This is a genomic window from Dactylosporangium maewongense, assembly GCF_039531485.1.
Taxonomy (GTDB): Bacteria; Actinomycetota; Actinomycetes; order Mycobacteriales; family Micromonosporaceae; genus Dactylosporangium; species Dactylosporangium maewongense.
Genome location: NZ_BAAAQD010000001.1, coordinates 1,246,491 through 1,266,301, shown reverse-complemented (window position 1 = coordinate 1,266,301; position 19,811 = coordinate 1,246,491). Strand labels below are relative to the sequence as shown.

General features: G+C 73.8%; 18 protein-coding genes and 1 pseudogene. 15 read left to right on the top strand and 4 right to left on the bottom strand.

Annotated features, from left to right (window positions below; all coding sequences use genetic code 11):
- From ABD332_RS05710 to ABD332_RS05685, 6 genes are all read left to right on the top strand, one after another.
- The gene (locus ABD332_RS05710; RefSeq protein WP_344500211.1) at positions 1-1,626 is read left to right on the top strand and encodes a prenyltransferase/squalene oxidase repeat-containing protein; all 1,626 of its coding nucleotides are present in this window, start codon (positions 1-3) and stop codon (positions 1,624-1,626) included.
- A 187-nt stretch (positions 1,627-1,813) separates the two neighbouring features.
- Positions 1,814-4,273 carry a sensor histidine kinase gene (locus ABD332_RS05705; RefSeq protein ID WP_344500210.1) on the top strand — a complete coding sequence of 820 codons (2,460 nt, stop codon included), beginning with the start codon at positions 1,814-1,816 and terminating at the stop codon, positions 4,271-4,273.
- 33 nt (positions 4,274-4,306) lie between these two features.
- Positions 4,307-4,726 (top strand): roadblock/LC7 domain-containing protein, encoded by a 420-nt coding sequence (locus ABD332_RS05700; protein WP_344500208.1) that lies wholly within the window; start codon positions 4,307-4,309, stop codon positions 4,724-4,726.
- On the top strand, positions 4,723-5,103 hold the full coding sequence (locus ABD332_RS05695) for a DUF742 domain-containing protein (RefSeq protein ID WP_425552122.1): 381 nt from the start codon (positions 4,723-4,725) through the stop codon (positions 5,101-5,103). Before ABD332_RS05700 ends, ABD332_RS05695 begins: the two co-directional genes overlap by 4 nt.
- On the top strand, positions 5,084-5,677 hold the full coding sequence (locus ABD332_RS05690; protein WP_344500206.1) for a GTP-binding protein: 594 nt from the start codon (positions 5,084-5,086) through the stop codon (positions 5,675-5,677). Before ABD332_RS05695 ends, ABD332_RS05690 begins: the two co-directional genes overlap by 20 nt.
- A gap of 15 nt (positions 5,678-5,692) precedes the next feature.
- Positions 5,693-6,568, top strand: a complete 876-nt coding sequence (locus ABD332_RS05685; protein ID WP_344500204.1) for a terpene synthase family protein — start codon at positions 5,693-5,695, stop codon at positions 6,566-6,568.
- A gap of 67 nt (positions 6,569-6,635) precedes the next feature.
- Here ABD332_RS05685 and ABD332_RS05680 read toward each other — a convergent pair whose 3' ends face one another.
- Positions 6,636-7,475, bottom strand: coding sequence for an MBL fold metallo-hydrolase (locus tag ABD332_RS05680; RefSeq protein ID WP_344500202.1), 840 nt, complete (start codon positions 7,473-7,475; stop codon positions 6,636-6,638).
- Positions 7,469-8,065: a dihydrofolate reductase family protein gene (locus ABD332_RS05675; protein ID WP_344500200.1), complete on the bottom strand. Its 597-nt coding sequence runs from the start codon at positions 8,063-8,065 to the stop codon at positions 7,469-7,471. The genes ABD332_RS05680 and ABD332_RS05675 overlap by 7 nt, the downstream gene beginning before the upstream one ends.
- A 74-nt stretch (positions 8,066-8,139) precedes the next feature.
- Between ABD332_RS05675 and ABD332_RS05670 the strand changes: the two genes are divergently transcribed.
- Together ABD332_RS05670 and ABD332_RS05665 are read left to right on the top strand one after the other, a co-directional pair.
- Positions 8,140-8,667, top strand: coding sequence for a winged helix-turn-helix transcriptional regulator (locus ABD332_RS05670; protein ID WP_344500198.1), 528 nt, complete (start codon positions 8,140-8,142; stop codon positions 8,665-8,667).
- Positions 8,668-8,778: 111 nt separating this feature from the next.
- Entirely contained in the window at positions 8,779-9,120 is a 342-nt protein-coding gene (locus ABD332_RS05665) for an STAS domain-containing protein (RefSeq protein WP_344500196.1), read from the top strand.
- 12 nt (positions 9,121-9,132) lie between these two features.
- Here the strand turns inward: ABD332_RS05665 and ABD332_RS05660 are convergent, their stop codons facing one another.
- On the bottom strand, positions 9,133-11,058 hold the full coding sequence (locus ABD332_RS05660) for an amino acid transporter (RefSeq protein ID WP_344500194.1): 1,926 nt from the start codon (positions 11,056-11,058) through the stop codon (positions 9,133-9,135).
- 108 nt (positions 11,059-11,166) lie between these two features.
- Entirely contained in the window at positions 11,167-12,258 is a 1,092-nt protein-coding gene (locus ABD332_RS05655) for an AI-2E family transporter (RefSeq protein WP_344500192.1), read from the bottom strand.
- 142 nt (positions 12,259-12,400) lie between these two features.
- Between ABD332_RS05655 and ABD332_RS05650 the strand changes: the two genes are divergently transcribed.
- The 7 genes and pseudogenes from ABD332_RS05650 to ABD332_RS05620 form a co-directional block, all read left to right on the top strand.
- Positions 12,401-13,114 (top strand): polysaccharide deacetylase family protein, encoded by a 714-nt coding sequence (locus tag ABD332_RS05650; RefSeq protein ID WP_344500190.1) that lies wholly within the window; start codon positions 12,401-12,403, stop codon positions 13,112-13,114.
- A 144-nt stretch (positions 13,115-13,258) separates the two neighbouring features.
- On the top strand, positions 13,259-14,125 hold the full coding sequence (hpnC, locus tag ABD332_RS05645; protein WP_344500188.1) for a squalene synthase HpnC: 867 nt from the start codon (positions 13,259-13,261) through the stop codon (positions 14,123-14,125).
- Positions 14,122-15,003 (top strand): presqualene diphosphate synthase HpnD, encoded by an 882-nt coding sequence (hpnD, locus tag ABD332_RS05640; RefSeq protein ID WP_344500186.1) that lies wholly within the window; start codon positions 14,122-14,124, stop codon positions 15,001-15,003. The genes hpnC and hpnD overlap by 4 nt, the downstream gene beginning before the upstream one ends.
- Positions 15,000-16,397: a hydroxysqualene dehydroxylase HpnE gene (gene hpnE / locus ABD332_RS05635; RefSeq protein WP_344500184.1), complete on the top strand. Its 1,398-nt coding sequence runs from the start codon at positions 15,000-15,002 to the stop codon at positions 16,395-16,397. Before hpnD ends, hpnE begins: the two co-directional genes overlap by 4 nt.
- Positions 16,394-17,407 carry a polyprenyl synthetase family protein gene (locus ABD332_RS05630; protein WP_344500182.1) on the top strand — a complete coding sequence of 338 codons (1,014 nt, stop codon included), beginning with the start codon at positions 16,394-16,396 and terminating at the stop codon, positions 17,405-17,407. The genes hpnE and ABD332_RS05630 overlap by 4 nt, the downstream gene beginning before the upstream one ends.
- Positions 17,407-19,317 (top strand): squalene--hopene cyclase, encoded by a 1,911-nt coding sequence (gene shc / locus ABD332_RS05625; RefSeq protein ID WP_344500180.1) that lies wholly within the window; start codon positions 17,407-17,409, stop codon positions 19,315-19,317. The genes ABD332_RS05630 and shc overlap by 1 nt, the downstream gene beginning before the upstream one ends.
- Positions 19,314-19,751, top strand: a pseudogene (locus ABD332_RS05620) (phosphorylase family protein); the annotation flags it as partial. The gene shc and the pseudogene ABD332_RS05620, both read left to right, overlap by 4 nt.
- Positions 19,752-19,811 lie beyond the last annotated feature (60 nt).

Below are 19,811 nucleotides of genomic sequence, written 5' to 3'. Positions count from 1 at the left end.
GTGGCCGGCGCCGCGCCGGACCCTGGCTCGGCGCCGGCCGGACCCGCCCTCCAGGCCGCCGCGGCCGACCTCGTGGACGAGGTCGCCGCCACGCGGTGGGGGCGCATCTCCCCGTCGGTGTACGAGACCGGCCGGCTGGTGTCGATCGCGCCGTGGCTGGTCGACCACGCCGCCCGGGTCGCGTTCCTGCGCGCCACCCAGCGCCCCGACGGCGGCTGGGGCCAGCCGGGCGGGTACGCCCTCGCGCCGACCCTCAGCGCGACCGAGGCGCTGCTGGCCACCGCCCGCGACGGCGACCCGTCGGCCGCGGAGCCCGCCGGGCAGGGCCTCGACCGGCTCATCGGCTGGCTGGCCGGCCCGGCGCCGCTGCGCGTCGCGGACGTGCCGGACACGCCGGCGGTCGAGCTGATCGTGCCGGCCCTGGTCGACCTCGTGAACGCGCACCTCGACGCCCTCGCCGACCGGCCGGTGCCGGGCCTGGACAGGTTCGCCGGCGTCCGGCTGGCGGCACCGGCCGGCATGGACGACCGGCCGCTGCGGGGCATCCGCGCGATGCTGGACGCGGGCGCGCCGGTGCCGGACAAGCTCATGCACTCCCTCGAGGTCGTCGGCCCGCTCACCGCGAACCAGCCGGTGCGGCCCGCGCCGATCGGCGGGGTCGGCGCGTCGCCCGCCGCCACCGCCGCGTGGCTGGCCGGGCATCCGGCCGGCCCGACCTCGGCGACGTTGCGCTACCTGGAGGCGGTCACCCGCCGGCACGGCGGGCCGGTGCCCAGCGTCGTCCCGATCGCGCCGTTCGAGCGGGCCTGGGTGCTCAGCCTGCTGATCGGCGCCGGGTTCCCGGTCGGGCGCCCCGACCGGGTCGCCGCCGCCCTGGCCGCGCCGCTCGGCCCGGGCGGGCTCGCCGGCGGTGAGGGCCTGCCGCTGGACGCCGACACCACCTCGGTCACCCTGCTGACGCTGGCGCAGCTCGGCGCGGCGCAGCCCGTCGACTGCCTGTGGCCGTTCGAGGTCGACACCCACTTCAGCACCTGGCTCGGCGAGCGGACCCCGTCGACGACCACGAACGCGCACGTACTGGAGCTGTTCGGCCACCACGTCGCCGCGCACACCTGGGCGGGCGCGCGGGACCGCGCGGTCGTCGCCAAGCTCACCGCGTGGCTGTGCGCGCAGCAACTGCCCGACGGCAGCTGGATGGACAAGTGGCACGCGTCGCCGTACTACGCGACGTTCTGTGTCGTGACGGCGCTGCACCGCCACGGCCGCCTGGGCGGCGGCGAGCCGGCCGCCACGATCCGCAGGGCGGTGCGCTGGATCGTCGCGACCCAGGCGGCCGACCGGTCCTGGGGGCGCTGGCACGGCACCGCGGAGGAGACGGCGTACGCGGTGCAGACCCTGCTGCTCACCGCCGCGCTGGACGAGCCCGGGGCGCACGCCGCCGCGGCCGACGGGCTGGCCTACCTCGCCGCGACGTCCGGGCAGCAGCCGGACCCGCCGCTGTGGCACGACAAGGATCTCTACGTGCCGCCGCGCATTGTCCGGGCCGCGGTTCTCGCGGCATTCCGGCTGGCCGGATCGGACAATGCAATGCGTTACGGAATTTCGTCGCCGGCCGCCACGGATTAGTGCCGGCGCCGAAGTCCGCACACCGGTCACCAGGCAACTTGAGTGGCCGATCGCACGCTGCTACGGTGCCCGTTGTCGAATGACGGTGACCACACCACTGCATGTCCAACATCAACAGCGCATCGCGTGATCGGGGTTTATCCCAGGTCAATCCGTTGGGCGCGTGGGCTTTCGGGAGACAATGTCAATGAGATCCGGCAGCTCACACGTGCGGGTGAAGATCGTCGCCCTGCTGGCGTCGCTCGTCGCGCTCTGGGGGTTCGCCGCGTTCGTGACGCTGCGGGAAGGCCTCAACCTGCTGACGGTCACGACGCTCGACGAGACCGTCGGCCGACCCTCGGAGTCCCTTGTGGAGGCGCTGCAGCAGGAGCGGCGGCTCACGGTCGTCTACGTCGCCAACCCCACCGCCGAGCGCCGGCAGGCACTCGCCGACCAGCGGACCCGCACCGACTCGGCACGCCAGGACTTCGAGCGGCTCGCGCGCGGCGGGGATGCCAGGGACGCCGGCAGCGACACGCTCGACCGGCGTATTGAGAATGTCGCCGGAAAGCTCGGCAAGCTCGGTGAAACGCGCGCCGGTGTTGACGCCCGCACGGCGGACCGGACCCAGACGGCCGCATTCTTCAGTGACATTGTTTCCGACACGTTACTGGTATTCGGTGCGCTGTCGTCACTCGACGACCCGGCAATCATCAACGACGGCCGGACACTCGTCGAGGCCAGCTATGCCCGTGAAATCCTGTCCCAGGAGGACGCGTTGCTCGCCGGTGTCCTGGCCGCGGGCAGGTTCACCGTCGCCGAGCACACCCAGTTCGTCAAACTGGTCGGGGCGCAGCGGGTCCGGTACGCGGAGGTCGCCGCCGCACTGCCCGAGGCGGACCGGGCCGCGTACGACGAGCTGGTCAACGGCGACGCGTTCAACAAGCTGCGCGCGACCGAGGACATGGTCGTCGAGCGGGGCCGGGTGAACGGGCCGCCGCCGACGGACCTGGCGACCTGGCAGGCCACCGTGGAGCCGGTCTTCGCCCAGCTGCGGGAGCTGGTGCTGCGCGCCGCCGACCACCTCATCGACCGCGCCGGCTCCGCCGCGATCGGCGTCATCGTGCGGATCTCGCTCGCCGGCGGCCTCGGCCTGCTCGCCGTCATCGCCTCGATCATCATCTCGATCACCACCGCACGGTCGCTGCTGCGCCAGCTGGAGCGGCTGCGTAACGCGGCGTTCACACTCGCCAACGAGCGGTTGCCCGGGGTGGTCGACCGGATCCGCCGCGGCGAGACGGTCGACGTCGCGACCGAGGCGCCGCCCCTGGCGTTCGGCCGCGACGAGGTCGGGCAGCTGGGCACCGCGTTCAACCTGGTGCAGGAGACCGCGATCCGCACCGCCGTCGAGCAGGCGGAGATGCGCCGCAGCGTCCGCGACGTGTACCTGAGCCTGGCCCGCCGCACCCAGGGGCTGGTGCACCGGCAGCTGACGCTGCTGGACGACATGGAGCGCCGGGAGAACGACCCGGACAACCTCGACGGCCTGTTCCGGCTCGACCACCTCGCGACCCGCATGCGCCGCAACGCCGAGAACCTGATCGTGCTGGCCGGCGCCACCGCCGGGCGGACCTGGCGCCGGCCGGTGCCGGTCATCGACGTCATCCGCGCCGCCGTCGCCGAGGTCGAGGACTACACCCGGGTCACCGTCGCGCCGCCGAACCCGGCCGGTGTCGCCGGTGTCGCCGCCGGTGATGCCGCCCACCTGCTCGCCGAGCTGATCGAGAACGCGACCGCCTTCTCCCCGCCGCACACCCAGGTGCAGGTGAGCGGCCAGCTGGTCACCAACGGCTACGTGGTGGAGGTGGAGGACCGCGGGCTCGGGATGAACGAGGAGGACCTCGCCGCCGCCAACGCCGAGCTGAAGGCACCGGCGGAGTTCGTGCTGTCCAGCACGGTCCGGTTGGGTCTGTTCGTCATCGGCCGGCTCGCGGTCCGGCACGGCATCCGGGTCGAGCTGCGCAGCTCGCCGTACGGTGGGACGACCGCCATCGTGCTGATCCCGGCATCGCTCATCGTGGCCACCGACCAGGTGGGGCCGTCCCAGGCGGCGCCCGCGGAGGCGGCGCAACCCGAGCTCACGGCGGGCGACGAGGGCGCTCAGGTCACGGCGATGCACGCGACCGCGCGCACCGGCGGCCTCCTGGTCGCCGCTCCCCCGGCGCGGTCCGCCCCGCCCGCCGCACGCCCTCCGGCGGCGGTCCCCGTGCGGGCCTCGTTGCCGGCCTCACCGCCGGCCGCCGTGGAGCAGGCCGCGCCGCCCGCGGCCGCCGTGCCCACCGTGCCTGCCGGGCACTCCGTGTCTTCCGTGTCTTCCGCGCCCGCTGGGCCTTCCGTTCCATCGGCGCCGTCTGTACCGGCCGCGCTGCCGCCGACGCCGAACGGCCTGCCCCGCCGGGTCCGCCAGGCCGCCGCGAACGGCACGGCGCAGGACAACACCAACGGGGCGGCAGGCGAGCCCCTGAGCCCCGACGAGACCCGCCGCCGCTGGGCCAGCTACCAGCAGCAGACGGTCCGCGGCCGCGAACAGGCCGAGCAGGTTGGACAGGCGTCCGACGGCACCGGTGACCCGGGGCCGGGGGCCGACGACGAGAACCGGACCCGGTAAGTGCGGCGGGACCTGGTAGAAGGAGACAGTTCGGTGCAGCAGAAACATCCGGTCGCTGAGTTGCAGTGGTTGCTCAACGACCTCGTCAAACGCGTCGGGCACCTGCAGCAGGCCGTGGTGCTGTCGGCCGACGGGCTGCTGCTCGCGGCGTCCGACGGCCTCACCAAGGACGACGCGGACCACTTCGCCGCGATCGCGTCCGGCCTGCAGAGCATCGCCCGCGGCGCCGGGCGCCGCTTCGGCACCGGCGCGGTGCGGCAGACCATCGTCGAGATGGAGTCCGGGTTCATGCTGGTGACGGCCGCCGGACACGGTGCCTTCCTGGCGGTCCTGACCGGCTCCGACGCCGACATCGGCCTCGTCACCTACGAGATGGCCATGCTGGTCGCCCGGGTCGGCAAGTACCTGGCCACCGCCGAGCGCACCCCCGCGGACCCGGTTGACGCGAAGTGAGCGGGCAGACCGACGGCCCCGGCTGGGCTGACGACGAGGCCGGACCGTTCGTCCGGCCGTACGCGATGACACAGGGTCGCACCCGGCCGTCGGAAGGCGAGTTCGACCTCATCGCGGTGGTCGTGTCCACGCAGCCGGCCGCCTCGATCCGCGGCGACCTGCCGCCGGAGCAGGCCGCGATCCTGAGCCTGTGCCAGCGGCCGCTGTCCGTTGCCGAGGTGTCGGCGCACCTGCACCTGCCGCTCGGCACCGTGCGGGTGCTGCTCGGCGACCTGCTCGGCGCCGGGCTGATCCTGACCAGCGGCCCCAGGCCGGCCGCGCAGCCGCAACGTCACCACCTACTCAAGGCGGTCATCAATGGTCTCAACGCTCTCTGAACCGGCCGGCGGGGTGCTGCCCTCCACGGTGAAGATCCTGATCGCCGGCGGGTTCGGTGCCGGCAAGACCACGTACGTCGGCGCGGTCAGCGAGATCGAGCCGCTGACGACCGAGGAGCGGCTGACCGAGGTCGGGGTCGGCATCGACGACACGTCCGGCGTCGATGCGAAGACCACCACCACCGTGGCCATGGACTTCGGCCGGATCACCATCACGGCCGACCTGGTGCTGTACCTGTTCGGCACCCCGGGCCAGGACCGGTTCTCGTACCTGTGGGACGAGCTGGCGCTGGGCGCGATCGGCGCGGTCGTGCTCGCCGACACCCGGCGGCTGGCCGACTGCTTCCCCTCGGTCGACTACTTCGAACGCCACGGCACGCCGTTCATCGTGGCCGTCAACTGCTTCGACGGCGCTCCCGTGTACGACGCGGAGGAGGTGCGGATGGCGCTCGACCTGGACCCGCAGGTCCCGCTGGTCCTGTGCGACGCGCGGAACCGCAAGAGCGCCAAGCAGGGGCTGATCAGCCTGGTGCAGCACGTGATCGCCGCGGAGGAGCCGGCGCCGGTCGGCTGACCGTATGATCATGCGGTGACCGCGATCGCTGATCTCCTCGCGCCGAGGGAGGCCGGCGCGGTCTGCGCCGTCGCCAGCCACGTCCAGCGGGACCTGATCGCCTGCGCCGGGGCGTATCCGGAGCTGTTCCCCGCCAAGCCGTTCGACGGCCCGTTCTTCAGTACGATCGCCCTGGCGAACACGTTCTGCGCGCCGTGGCTCGACGCCGGCCAGCTCCGCCCCGCCAACCGGATCACGATGTGGATCTTCGCGGTCGACCGGTTGATGGACCTCCTCGCCACCTCCCGGGCCGAGATCGACGAGATCGTGGCCCGCTGCCTCGCCGTCGTCGACGGCGGCCCGGCCCCCGCGGGCGACGAGCTGGCCGGTCTCCTCGCCGACATCCGCGCCGAGCTCGCCACCTCACCGGCGTTCCCCGGCCTCGCCGAGATCTGGCAGGACGACGTCCGCAGGATGCTCGAGTCGATGACCCGCGACTGGCAGTGGAAGGCCGACCCCGCCGCGGCACTGCCCACATTGGACGAATACCTCGCCGGCGCCGAGTTCGGCTACTCCCTGGTGTTCCTGTCGCACTGGATCGCCACGACCGACACGCCCGTCACCGACACCGGCGCGCTGGTCTCCGCCGGCCGGCTGGTCCAGCAGATCATCCGGATCCTCAACGACTACGGCACCTACCAGCGGGACGTGACGTGGGGCGACGTCAACGCGTTGCTGCTCGGCGTCGACCGGGAGGTGGTCGACGCCAGGCTGGCCGCGCTCATCGAGGAGGCCGGCGAACGGCTCGCGCCGCTGATGGAGACGGACCGGCCGCTGGCGGTGTTCCTCGCCCGGCACATCACGTTCAACCAGGGCTTCTACGGCCTCGCCGACTACTGGGGCAGCCGCTGACCCACCGGCGCCCGTCGCCCGCGGTGCGGCAGCACCACCCCCGTGGCCGGTGCTGCCGCACCGGTCGTCAGCCGCGGGTGCCGTCGCGTCCGGTGCGTGCGGCGAGACGGTGGACCTGCCCGTTGTGCACGTCGCTGACCCACTCCCAGCCCGGCTTGGCCGACGGGCCGATCCGCGGGTCGTCGGGGACCCGGCCGTCGCGCAGGGCGAGCACGTACGCCCGGTCCAGCTCGATCCGTGCGCGCACCTGACCGGCGCCGCCGACCGACCCGTGGCCGGGGACGACGACGTCGGCGTCGCCCGCCACGTCCTCCAGCAGCCGCAGCGCGGCCAGGTAGTCCTCGACCGGGTCGGCGGCGGCGCCGTGCAGGTCGAGCATCGGGATCAGGACGTCGGAGAGCATGTCACCGGCGACGAGCACCCCGCGCTCCTCGATGAGCAGCGCCGCGTGGCCCGGGGCGTGCGCCTGATGCTCGATGATCCGGACCTGCGGGCCGTCCCACGGAATCCTTGCCGTCTCTGCGGGCAGGGCGGTGACGAGGCCGTACAGGTCCAGCGGGACCTGGCCGGCGATTTCCGTCTCGGCCAGGTGGGCGGTGATGTTGACCTTCGCGTCCGGGTCGGACAGCTCCTCCCGGACGCTGTCCGCGCAGCTGGCCGTGCAGTACCGCGGGGGCGCGCCGAGCTGGGCGTGCCACAACAGGTGGTCCCAGTGCGGATGGGTCGAGAAGCCGGCCACGACGGTCTGGCCCGAGGTGGCCAGGTCGGCCGCGAGGCAGGCCATCTCGTGGTCCTGCACCCCGGGGTCGATGAGCAGCACTCCGGCGCGGCCCTGCACGGCGATGGCGTTGCTCTTCAGGAACTCGCTCTCGTGGACCAGCACACCGTCCGCGACCCGCGTCAGCACGAGCCCGCCTCCTTCGCGTCCCGCACCGAGTAGCGATGCATCGTGACGCCGTGCTCGAACGATCCCTGCTCCAGCAGGTCGAGATCGATCGGCAGGTCGTAGTCGTCGAACAGCGGCCGGCCGAAGCCGAGGATCGTGGGATGGGTGAAGAGCAGCAGCTCGTCGAGGAGCCCCGCCCGGAGCAGCTGCGTGGCGAGCGTCGCGCCGCCCACCCCGATGGCGCCGTCGGTCTCGGCCCGGAGTGCGGCGAGCTGCTCGATCGCGTCGTCGCCGCCGATGACTCGGGTGTTGTGACCGGCGGCGTGCCGGGTGCGGGAGACGAGCACCTTGGGCGCGGTGGTCCAGATCTCGCCGTACTCACGCATGACGTCCGGCAGCGACGCGTCCTCGCGGGCCCGTGGCCAGTACTCCTCCATCGTCTCGTAGACGACGCGCCCCTGGACCATGAGCGCGAGCGCTCGCGCCCGCGCGTTGAACTCGCGGTGCAGCTCCTCGTCGATGCGCAGCCACTCGCCGGCACCGTTGTCCCCGGGAACCTGCTCGATCCGCAGGTCGAGGGACACGTTCATCCAGTAGACGAAGCGGCCCATCCTCACCCTCACCCCGTAGTGGTTGCGTTCTGCAACCACTATATTGGTGGCGAATCACCTGTCAAGGAGGAGTCGTGGAACCACGGTCCGGGTGTCCGATCAACGCCGCCGTCGAGGTCCTCGGGGACCGCTGGTCGATGCTCGTGCTGCGTGACGTCATCTTCGGCGACCGCCGCTACTTCCGGGCGCTGCTCACCGGGTCGATCGAGGGCATCGCCTCGAACATCCTCGCCGACCGCCTCGTGCGGCTCGTCGAGGCTGGCATCCTCACCCGCGGCACCGCGTTCCGGGGGCAGCGCGCCCGCTACAGCCTCACCGAGGCCGGCATCCAGACACTGCCGATCATCTACGCCCTCGGCAACTGGGGCCTCGACTGGCGCCAGGGCAGCGACGAGCTGCGGATCCGGCAGCAGCTCATGCGCGACGAGGGTCCGGCGTTCATCGAGGAGCTCATGGACGAGCTCCGGGAGCGCCACCTGGACGCCCCGCCGAAGCCGCGCCACGGCCCGGGTCCCCTCGAGCGTCTGGACGCCGCCTATGCCGCCAATGCCGCTGAGCAGGAACGCCTCGGACGCGAGGGTGCCGCAGGCCGACAGCCCTGACAAGAAGGACCGTTCGAACACTTTACAAAGCCCACATCCGCCGGTGTTACTGAGTGAGGACTTTCGCCGTTAGGGTCGGACTCGGGTTCCTCACTGGTGAGGGAGAGCGCGGTGGCTCTGTCGTTCGAGGTGCAAAATGAGGCCGCTGGGCGGGTGCTCATCGTGCTGCACGGCATGCTCGACAGCCACGGGGTGGCGGTGTTCCACCGGGCCCTCGCCGCGGCGCTGGAGTGGTATCCGACGCTGGTGGGCGTCGACCTGACCGAGGTCACGTGGATCGACTCCGCCGGCGTGGGCGCGCTCGCGGCCGCGTTGCGCGTCGGCGGGCAGGTGGGATACCGGCTGGTCGTCGCCGCCGTCAGCGCGACCGCGGATGAACGCCTGCGGCGCAGCGGCCTGGCCGACTCCCTCAACGTCGCCGGGCGGGAGCGTCCCAGGCGCCCGGCGGGCTGACGTCGCTTCTTACTATCCGACGTGGACGTGCGGCCGGTGGATGCGGTCGGGCTCCTGCCGGCGCAGTACCTCGCGGGTGACCGGTGCGACCTCGCCCTGCCCGAAGATCAGGAAGCGGAGGAAGTTGACGGCCGGGTTGCCCTCCGTCCACTCGAAGTAGATGTGCGGGCGCCGGCCCGTGCGGTCCCGGATGCCGAGCAGCAGCGCCGCGATCGCACTCGCGACGGCCGGGTTCTGCAGGGCGAGCACGCGGTACCGGCCGTGCATGACCTCGCCACGCACGACGACGGCGGACGCGAAGTCGGAGGCGTCGGTGATGGACACCTCGACGAAGATCACGTCGGCGGCATCGGGGATGTCGTTGTCGGCCTGGATCTGCTGGAGCTTCTCCCGGTAGTCGAGGGCCGTGCGACGCGCGGGCTCCTTGGCGACGAGCCGGATCGTACGCCGGGCGCATTCGTGGATGAAGGTGCTGGCGGTCGCGTCGAACTGCAGGTCGGTCACCCGCAGCTCGAACGACCGGTCGATCCGGGACAGCACCGACACCAGCACGATGCCGACGATGAAACACCCGGCGATCTTCACCCCGTCCGGGCGTTCGACGACGTTGGCGATCGTGGTGTACGTGAGGACGGCGGCGATGACCACGAACGAGACGAACTTGCGGTGCTCGCGGTGCCGGTGGGCGGACAGCGCGGCAGCGACCGCCGCCGAGGTGATCAGCACGAGAACGCCGGTGGCGTAGGCGCCGCCCTGGGCGTTGACGTCGGCACGGAAGTAGACGGTGATCACGACCGCGATCACGAGGAACACCAGGACCAGCGGCCGCACCGCCCCGGCCCAGTCAGGTGCCATGCCGTAGCGGGGCAGGTACCGGGGCACCAGGTTCAGCAGGCCGGCCATCGCCGACGCGCCGGCGAACCAGAGGATGGCGATGGTGGACAGGTCGTACACCGTGCCGAAGACCGGACCGAGGTGCTCATGTGCCAGGTAGGCCAACGCCCGGCCGTCGGCCTTCCCGCCCGCCTTGAACTCCGCCGGCGGAATCAGGACCGTGGTGACGACGCTGGTGGTGAGCAGGAACCCGCTCATGATCAGCGCGGCCGTGGTGAGCAGCTTCCTGGTGTCACGGATCCGCCCGGCCGGGGCTTCCTCGCTGTCGGCCGGGTCACCGCGCACGTGCGGCATCACCGCCACACCGGTCTCGAACCCGGACAGGCCCAGCGCCAGCTTCGGGAACACGACCAACGCGATCGCCACGACCAGCAGCGGATTGCCGTGCTGGGCCGTCAACGCCGCCGACCAGTCGGTGACCGTCGACGGGCGGGTCACGATCAGCCACAGGCCCTCGACGACCACGACCAGGTTCAGCGTCAGGTACAGCCCGACGATCGCGACCGCGATGCCGACCGCTTCGGTGAACCCGACGAGGAACACCGCGCCGAGCAGCACCAGCAGGACCAGCGTCACCAGGACCTCGTGGTCGCGCAGCGCCGCCGGCCAGAACGGGTTCTCGTCCAGGTGCGCGGTCGCGTCCGCCGCGGACAGCGTCATCGTGATGACGAAGTCGGTGGCGGCGAACCCCAGCAGGACCAGCACGAACAGCTTCCCCTGCCAGAACGGCAGCAACCGCACCAGCATCGCGATGGACCCTTCACCGTGCGGGCTCTCCTGCGCCACCCGCCGGTACACCGGCAACGCCCCGAACAACGTGACCAGCACCAGCACCACCGTCGCCACCGGCGACAGCAGCCCCGCGGCGAGCGCGGCGATCCCCGGCTGGTAGCCCAGCGTGGAGAAGTAGTCCACCCCGGTCAGGCACATCACCTTCCACCACGAGTGCCGACGGTCCGCAGCCGGTTTGGCACCCGGACCCGCGTGCTGCAACGACCGGTCGTTGATCCCCGACAGCAGCCAAGCCCGGAACCCGGCCGTCACCGGGCCCGACATACCTGTCCACCGAGACCACCTCGCGAAGCGTCGGACATGTCCTGCACGGCGAGCCCCTACCCGACGGGCCCGGAAGTAGTAACCGACAACGGATGACTACTCAGCGGTGTCGTCGGGCGGCTCGGGCGGGGCTGATTCCGCCAGGGCGGCGGCGCGGTAGCCGGTCACGGCGTGGTAGACGAAGGCGCACGTCGGCACCGCGACGACGGCGCCCGCGATGCCGGCGAGCAGGGTGCCCACGCCGATGGCGAGCAGGGTCACCACCGGGTGCAGCCGGACCGCCCGGCGCATGACCAGCGGGTGCAGCAGGTGGCCTTCGGTCTGCTGGACGAGGAGCACCGCTGCCAGGACGAGCAGGGCGGTGGTCGGGCCGCGGGTCACGAAGGCCACCGCCACGGCGATCACACCGGCGACGGTCGCGCCGACGATCGGCACGAACGCGGCGATGAAGGTCAGCAGGATCAGCGCCAGGGCGAGCGGGACGCGTAGCACGATCAGGGCGATGCCGATACCGATCGCGTCCACCGAGGCGATCACGACGATGCCGCGCACGTACAAGGTGACGGAGCGCCAGCCTGCCGCCGCCGCGGCCGTCACCCTGGCCCGGCGGGACGGCGGCACGAGCGTGGTGGCCCGCTGCCACGCCGTCGGTCCGTCCCGCAGCATGAAGAACAGCAGCAGCAGGGTCAGTACGCTCGCGGTGAGGATCTCGGCGGCGCTCACCGCTGCCGCCGGGCCGGGGATCGCGCTACGGAGCGCCCGCTCCGCCGCGTTCGTCAGCTCCGTGATCTGCTGGGCGTCGAGGTGCAGCGGTCCTGACACCAGCAGCTCGTGCACCCGGCCTGCGCCGGCGGTCAGCTGCCGCCGCAGGTCGCCGAACTGGCTCACGACCCGCACGCCGATCAGCACCAGGCTGCCGAGCAGGACGAGCAGGAGCAGGAGCACAGTGAGCAGCGAGGCCAGCCAGGCGGGCAGTCGCAGTGTTTGCAGCAGCCGGGTCAGCGGCCCGAGGAGCGCGCTGAGCAGCAGCGCCGCCACGACCGCCAGCACGACGGGAGCGATCACCACGAGGACGCGGATGAGCGCGTAGACGCCGGCGCCCAGGACGAGCAGGCATCCGGTCACCGCGGCGGCGGTCAGCAGCCATCCGGGCACGCGCGCGGCCAGCCGCACCGAGTCCGGTCGCATCCGGCCGCCGTACCCCGTCCAGGATCTCCAAACCCACCAGCGCGACCCGCCCGATCTCCGAACCACACCCGCGCGGGCCGCCGTTTCGAGGCCACGCCACCGGGTAGCCGCCCCGGCCACAGGGCGAGCGTGGAGGTGTCGCATGCGCAGACGGCTGCTGGCGGCGGGTGTGGCCGCGGCCGTCGTGGCGCTGCACGCCGGGCCCGCGGTGACGGCTCTGCCCCTGGTCCGCCGGCGCCTGCGGACGTTGAGCGGCGCCGGCCGCCCGGGCACCGTCGCGCTCACCCTGGACGACGGCCCCGACCCCGCGTCCACGCCGGCCTTCCTGGGATCGCTGGCGCGGCTGCGCGTCCCCGCGACCTTCTTCGTGCTCGGCGCCATGGCGGCGAAGGCACCCGGCCTGCTGCGCCGGATCCAGGAGGACGGGCACGAGATCGGGGTCCACGGCTGGACCCACCGCGATCACCTCCGGATGACGCCGGGCCAGGTCTACGACGAGCTCGCCCGGACCGCCGAGCTGATCGCCGGGACCTGCGGGGTCCGGCCCGCCTGGTTCCGGCCGCCGTACGGCATCCTCTCCGCGGGGAGCCTGCTCGCGGCGGCCCGGCTCGGCCTGCGTCCGGTGCTGTGGAGCGCCTGGGGCCGCGACTGGGAGGCCGGCGCCACCCCCGGCACGGTGCTCGCCCACCTCCGGTCCGGCGGCATCCGCGGCGGCGCCACCCTGCTGCTGCACGACAGCGACTGCGCGGCGGCTCCGGGCGCCTGGCGGTCGGCGCTCGGCGCGCTGACCGCGGTCGCCGGTGAGTGCGAGCGGCAGGGCCTGCGACTCGCCCGGATGAGCCAGCACGTCCCGTGACGGGTCGCCACGTGCGAGACAGCCGTCGCGCCGGGCGGCGGTGCCGGTTACGGGCGCGTGATTGCGGGTAGCGCGCCGCCATGTGCGGCACGGATCTCTTCGCGGCGTCACGGGCCACCTCCTGCGCCGGGGCGGGCGCCTGACATGAGCAGTGCGACGAGAGCGCCGGCGGCACCCGTCCCGCTGGAGGCGCGGGCCCGGGCGGAGAACTTCCCGGTGGCGCTGCGGATCCTGCCCAGGGCCACCCGCGGGCACCTGTTCGCGCTGTACCGCTACGCCCGGTTCGTCGACGACCTGGGTGACGAGCCGGTCGTGGGGGTGACCGCGGCCGACCGGACGGCGATGCTCGACGTGTTCGAGGCGGAGGTCCGGCGGCTGTACGACGGGCGGCCGGTGCAGCACCCGGTGGTGTGCGCGCTCGCCCCCACGGTGGACGCGTGCCGGCTGCCCGCCGGGCCGCTGCTGCGGCTGATCGAGGCGAACCGCGTCGATCAGGTCGTCACCCGCTACGCCACCGTCGAGGAGCTGGTGCGGTACTGCTCGCTGTCCGCCGACCCCGTCGGCGAGCTGGTCCTGCACGTGTTCGACCAGGCCGGCCCGGCACAAGTACAGCTGTCGGGCCGCATCTGCACCGCGCTGCAGGTCGTCGAGCACCTGCAGGACATCGCGGAGGACCACCGGCGCGGCCGCGTCTACCTGCCCGCGGCCGACCGCGACCGGTTCGGCGTGCCCGAGACCGACCTGGCCGCGGCCACGGCGAGCGGCGCGCTGCGGGCGGCCGTCCGGTTCGAGGCCGACCGCGCGAAGGCGTGGCTGGACGCCGGCGCACCGCTGCTCGCGACCCTGCACGGCTGGGCCCGGGTGGCGGTCGGCGGCTATCTCGCCGGCGGGTACGCGACGCTGCGGGCGCTGGAGCGCTGCGGATACGACCCGCTGCCCGGACCGCCACGCCCGCGCCGGCGCGACATCGCGGCGTCCTGGCTGGCCGCGATGGCCAGGAGCATCGGGTGAGTGCGGCCGAGGACGTCGACGAGGCGTACCGGCGGTGTGAGGAGATCACCGGCCGGGAGGCCCGCAACTTCTCCTACGGCATCCGCCTGCTGCCGAGGCACAAGCGACGCGCGCTGTCCGCGGTGTACGCCACCGCCCGCCGCATCGACGACATCGGCGACGGCGACCTGCCCGCGGACGAGAAGCTGGCCCGGCTCGACCGGGTCCGCGAGTCGCTGCACCGCCTGCCGGAGGCGGCGGTGCAGCAACTCGTGGACGACCCGGTGCTGCTGGCCCTGCACGACGCCGCGCGCCGGCTGCCCATCCCGCTGGACGCCTTCGACGAGCTGATCGACGGCTGCGCGGCCGACGTCCGCGGCACCACGTACGCCACCATCGACGACCTCCTGTGGTACTGCCGGTGCGTGGCCGGCTCCGTCGGCCGCCTGTCCCTGGGCGTGTTCGACACGGGCGCATCCGGACGGGCCGCCGAGCTGGCCGACGCGCTCGGCATCGCCCTGCAGCTGACCAACATCCTGCGCGACCTGCGGGAGGACCGCCACAACGGCCGCGTGTACCTGCCCAAGGACGACCTCGACCGGTTCGGCTGCAACCTGGAGCCTGACGGTGACGGCTTCGCCGACCCGCCCGACCGGTTCAGCGCCCTTGTGCGCTTCGAGGCCGAGCGGGCCGAGCGCTGGTACGAGACCGGCCTGCGGCTGCTGCCGATGCTCGACGCGCGCAGCGCCGCCTGCACCGCCGCCATGGCCGGCATCTACCACCGGCTGCTGGCCCGCATCGTGAGCGACCCGATGGCCGTCACCCGGACGCGGCTGTCGCTGCCGTCCCGGGCTAAGGCCACGGTCGCCGTCCGCGCGCTCGTCAGGCGGACGGCATGACGCCGGGCCCGCCGGCGGCGGACGCGGGCCGCGAGGTGTGCGTCGTCGGCGGCGGGCTCGCCGGCATCACCGCCGCCGTCCGCCTCGCCGACGCCGGGCACCGGGTGACGCTGCTGGAACGGCGCGGCGAGCTGGGCGGGGCGACGTACTCGTTCGACCACGGCGGTCTCGTCGTGGACACCGGGCAGCACGTGTTCCTGCGCTGCTACGAGCGGTACCGGGATCTCCTGGACCGCCTCGGCAGCACCGGCCTGACCCGGCTGCAGCCGCGGTTCTCCGTCCCGGTCCTGGCGCCCGGGCGGGCGCCGCACGTGCTGGCCCGCGCCCGTGGCCTGCCCGCCCCGGCCCACCTGCTCCCGCCCCTGGCCGGGTACTCCCTGCTGAACGTCCGGGAGCGGTGGCGCGCGATCACGGCGGCCAACGCGTTGCGCGCCGTGGATCCCGACGATCCGGGCAACGACCGGATCAGCTTCGGCGGCTGGCTCGCGGACCACGGCCAGGGTTCCCGCGCGGTGCGCCGGCTGTGGGACCTGATCACCGTCGCGGCGCTCAACACCCCCGCGGAGCAGGCGTCGCTGGCCCTCGCCGCACGGGTGTTCCGGACCGGGCTGCTGGAGCGGGCCGACGCCGGTGACATCGGGCGCCCGATCGCACCGCTGTCCAGCCTGCACGGCCGTCCCGCGCTGCGGCTGCTGACCCGGCTCGGCGTGCGGGTGGACACCGGGCGGCGGGTGGAGCGGGTCGAGCCGGACACCACCGGGTTCCGGGTCGCGATCGGCGGCGCCGCCGGTCGCGCGGGCCGGGACGAGCTCGCCGCCGACGCGGTCGTCCTGGCCGTGCCGCACACCGCGGCCGCGCGGCTGGTGCCGGCCGCGGCCTGCGACGACCGGGCCGGCTGGCAGGGTCTGGGCAGCGCCCCGATCGTGAACGTCCACCTGCGCTACGACTCGGTCGTCACCCGCCTGCCCTTCGCCGCTGCGGTGGAGTCCCCGGTCCAGTGGGTGTTCGACCGTACGCCGCCGTCGATGCCCGACGGTCAGTATCTCGTGGTCTCGATCTCCGCCGCGGACGACACCATCACGGTGCCCGCCGGGCCGCTCGCCGCCACCTACGCCGCCGCCGTCGCCGGGCTCTTCCCGGCGGCGCGGTCGGCGCGGGTGCTGGAAACGTTCGTCACCCGCGAGCCGCACGCCACGTTCCGGCAGGCTCCCGGCACCCGCGCGCTGCGTCCCGGCGCGGCGACCCGCCTGCCCGGCCTCGTCCTGGCCGGCGCGTGGACCGACACGGGGTGGCCGGACACGATGGAGGGCGCGGTCCGCAGCGGTCACCGCGCCGCCGACGTCGTGCTCGCCCACCTCATGTGTTCGAACCGAAACCTGGAGGGCACCCGTTGACCATCGCATCCGTTGCCTGCCTCGATCAGGTACCCGCCCTGGTCGAGCCCCGGATCAGGGACCTCCTCGGTCGCCTCGATCCCCGCAACCAGCGCGTCGGCGCCTACCAGCTGGGCTACTGCGACGCCGGCGGGGCACCCACCGCCGCCGGCGGCAAGGGCATCCGCCCGGCGCTGGCCCTGCTGTCGGCCCGCGCCGCCGGTCACCCGCCCGAGCAGGGCGCGGCCGCGGCCGCCGCCGTCGAGCTCGCCCACAACTTCTCGTTGCTGCACGACGACGTCATGGACCAGGACACGATGCGCCGCCACCGCCCCACCGCCTGGGCGGTCTTCGGCACCGCCGCGGCGATCCTCGCCGGCGACGCCCTGATGGTCCTCGCGCACGACGCGCTCGCCGGCGACGGCCGGCCGGGCAGCGCGCAGGCGGCCCGGCGGCTGGACGCTGACGTGCAGCGGCTGATCGCCGGGCAGGCCGCCGACCTGGAGTTCGAGCGCCGCGACGACGTCAGCCTCGACGAGGCCCTCGCGATGTCCGCCGACAAGACCGCGGCGCTGATGTCGTGCGCCTGCACGCTGGGGGCGCTGCTGTGCGGCGCGCCCGCGGCGCTGACCCAGGGCCTGTCCCGCTTCGGCACGCACCTCGGGATGAGCTTCCAGCTCGTCGACGACCAGCTCGGCATCTGGGGCGAGCCCGCGCGCACCGGCAAACCGGTGGGGTCCGATCTGCGGGCGCGCAAGAAGTCGGTGCCGATCGTGCACGCGCTCACCTCCGGTACCGCCGCCGGCGACGACTTCCGGTCGCTGTTCGCGTCCACGGAGGAGCTGCAGGAGGCCGACCTCATGACCGCCGGCCGGCTCCTGGAGGAGTCCGGGTCCCGGGACTGGGTCCAGGACGAGGCCGACCGGCACCTGGCCCGCGCGCTGGACCAGCTCGCCGCGCTCGAGCTGCCCGCGGACGTGCACGACGACCTGGTGGACCTCGCCCGCCTGGTGACGGGACGGGACCACTGATGACCCAGGTGCTGACGCAGGTCCCCGCCGTCGACGAGCTCTACGACCGGGCCCGGGCCGGCCTGGACCGGGCGGCGGCACACCTGCTCGGCCTGCAGGACGCGGCCGGCTGGTGGAAGGGCGAGCTGGAGACCAACGTGACGATGGAGGCCGAGGACCTGCTGCTGCGCCGGTTCCTCGGCATCTGCGACGAGCAGCTGACCGCGCAGACGGCCCGCTGGATCCGCTCCCGGCAGCTCGACGACGGCGCCTGGGCGACTTTTCACGGCGGGCCGGGCGACCTGTCCACCACCATCGAGGCGTACGCGGCGCTGCGGCTGGCCGGCGACGCGCCCGACGCGCCGCACATGGCGGCGGCGTCCGCGTTCGTCCGGGACCACGGCGGCGTCGAACGCAGCCGCGTGTTCACCCGCATCTGGCTGGCGCTGTTCGGCGAGTGGCCCTGGCACCAGGTGCCCGCCATCCCGCCGGAGCTCGTCCTGCTGCCCGCGTGGATGCCGTTCAACGTGTACGACTTCGCGTGCTGGGCCAGGCAGACCATCGTGCCGCTGGCGGTCGTGCGGGCCACCCGGCCCGTCCGGTCGCTGGGCTTCTCGCTGCCCGAGCTGCGCACCGGGCTGCGGCCGCCGCCACCGCCGCCGCTGTCCCGCCGGGCCGGCTGGCTGCACCGCCTCGACCTGGCCGTGCGCGGCTACGAGCGGGTCGCCGCCCGCTCGGTGCGCCGCCACGCGCTGCGCCGCGCCGCCGAATGGATCGTGGCCCGGCAGGAGGCCGACGGTTCCTGGGGCGGCATCCAGCCGCCGTGGGTGTACTCGCTCATCGCCCTGCACCTGCTCGGGTATCCGCTCACGCATCCGGTGCTGCGGGCCGGGATCGAGGGGCTTGAGCGCTTCACCGTCCGGGAGCGGACGCCCGACGGGACCATCCGCCGGCTGGAGGCGTGCCAGTCGCCGGTGTGGGACACGGCGCTCGCGGTCACGGCGCTCGCCGACGCGGGGGTCCCGGACGACCATCCCGCCCTCGCCCGTGCCGGGAGCTGGCTGGTCGGGGAGGAGATCACCACCCGTGGCGACTGGGCCGTGCGCCGCGCGGGCGTCCCGCCGAGCGGGTGGGCGTTCGAGTTCGACAACGACGGATACCCCGACACGGACGACACCGCCGAGGTGATCCTGGCGCTGCGACGCACCCCGCTGCGGGACCACGCCGTGCTGGACCGGGCCACCCGCTGGCTGGCCGGCATGCAGTCACGCGACGGCGGGTGGGGCGCCTTCGACGCCGACAACGACCGCGCGCTCGTCGCCGAGCTGCCGTTCTGCGACTTCGGCGAGGTCATCGACCCGCCCAGCGCCGACGTCACCGCCCACATCGTGGAGGCGCTGTGCGCCCAGGGCCTGGCCGGCTCGGCCGTCACCCGCGGCGGCGTGCGATGGCTGGTGCGGGCCCAGGAGCCCGACGGTTCCTGGTTCGGCCGGTGGGGCGCCAACCACGTGTACGGCGTCGGCTGCGTCGTCCCCGCCCTGGTCGCCGCCGGCATCCGGCCGCAGCACCCGACGATCCGGCGCGCCCTGGACTGGCTGCTGCTGCACCAGAACGGCGACGGCGGGTGGGGTGAGGACCTGCGCTCCTACGACACCGAGGCCATGCGCGGGCGCGGGGCGTCGACCGCGTCGCAGACCGCCTGGGCCCTGCTGGCGCTGCACGCCGCCGGCCAGCACCGCGCGCCCGCCGCGCGCCGGGCGGTCGCGTGGCTGCTGCGCACCCAACGCCCCGACGGCACCTGGGACGAGCCGCAGTACACCGGCACCGGCTTCCCGGGCGACTTCTACATCAACTACCACCTGTACCGGCTCGTGTTCCCGATCAGCGCCCTCGGCCGCGTGCTGCGCGACGCCCCGCAGGAGGACCGATGAACGCGCCGGCACGGCAGCGGGCGGACGGTGACTGGGTGCTCTGCGCACCGATGCGGATGGAGGCGGCGCAGCTGCGCCGCGCCCTGCCCGGCTCGGCCGGCACCGTCCTGCACACCGGTGTCGGGCGCCGCCGGTCCGAGCGGGCCACCCGCTCGGCCGCCATGACCGGCGCCGGGGCGCTCGCCGTGGCCGGTGTCGGCGGTGGGCTGGACCCGGCGCTGAAGCCCGGCGACGTCGTTGTGGCCACCGAGGTACGGACCGCCCCGTGGGTCACCTGCCCGCCGGCGACGACCGTGCTCCCAGCGGCCGGCCTGCTCGCGGGCGCGCTGCGCCGACGCGGGCTCACCGTCCGGACCGGCCCGGTGGTCAGCACGGAGTGGCCGGTCGGGGGGACGACGCGGGACCGGCTCGCCGGCACCGGTGCGCTGGCGGTGGACCTGGAGTCGACCTGGCTGCTCGCCGGGCCCACGGACCGGCCCACGGACTGGCCGGTG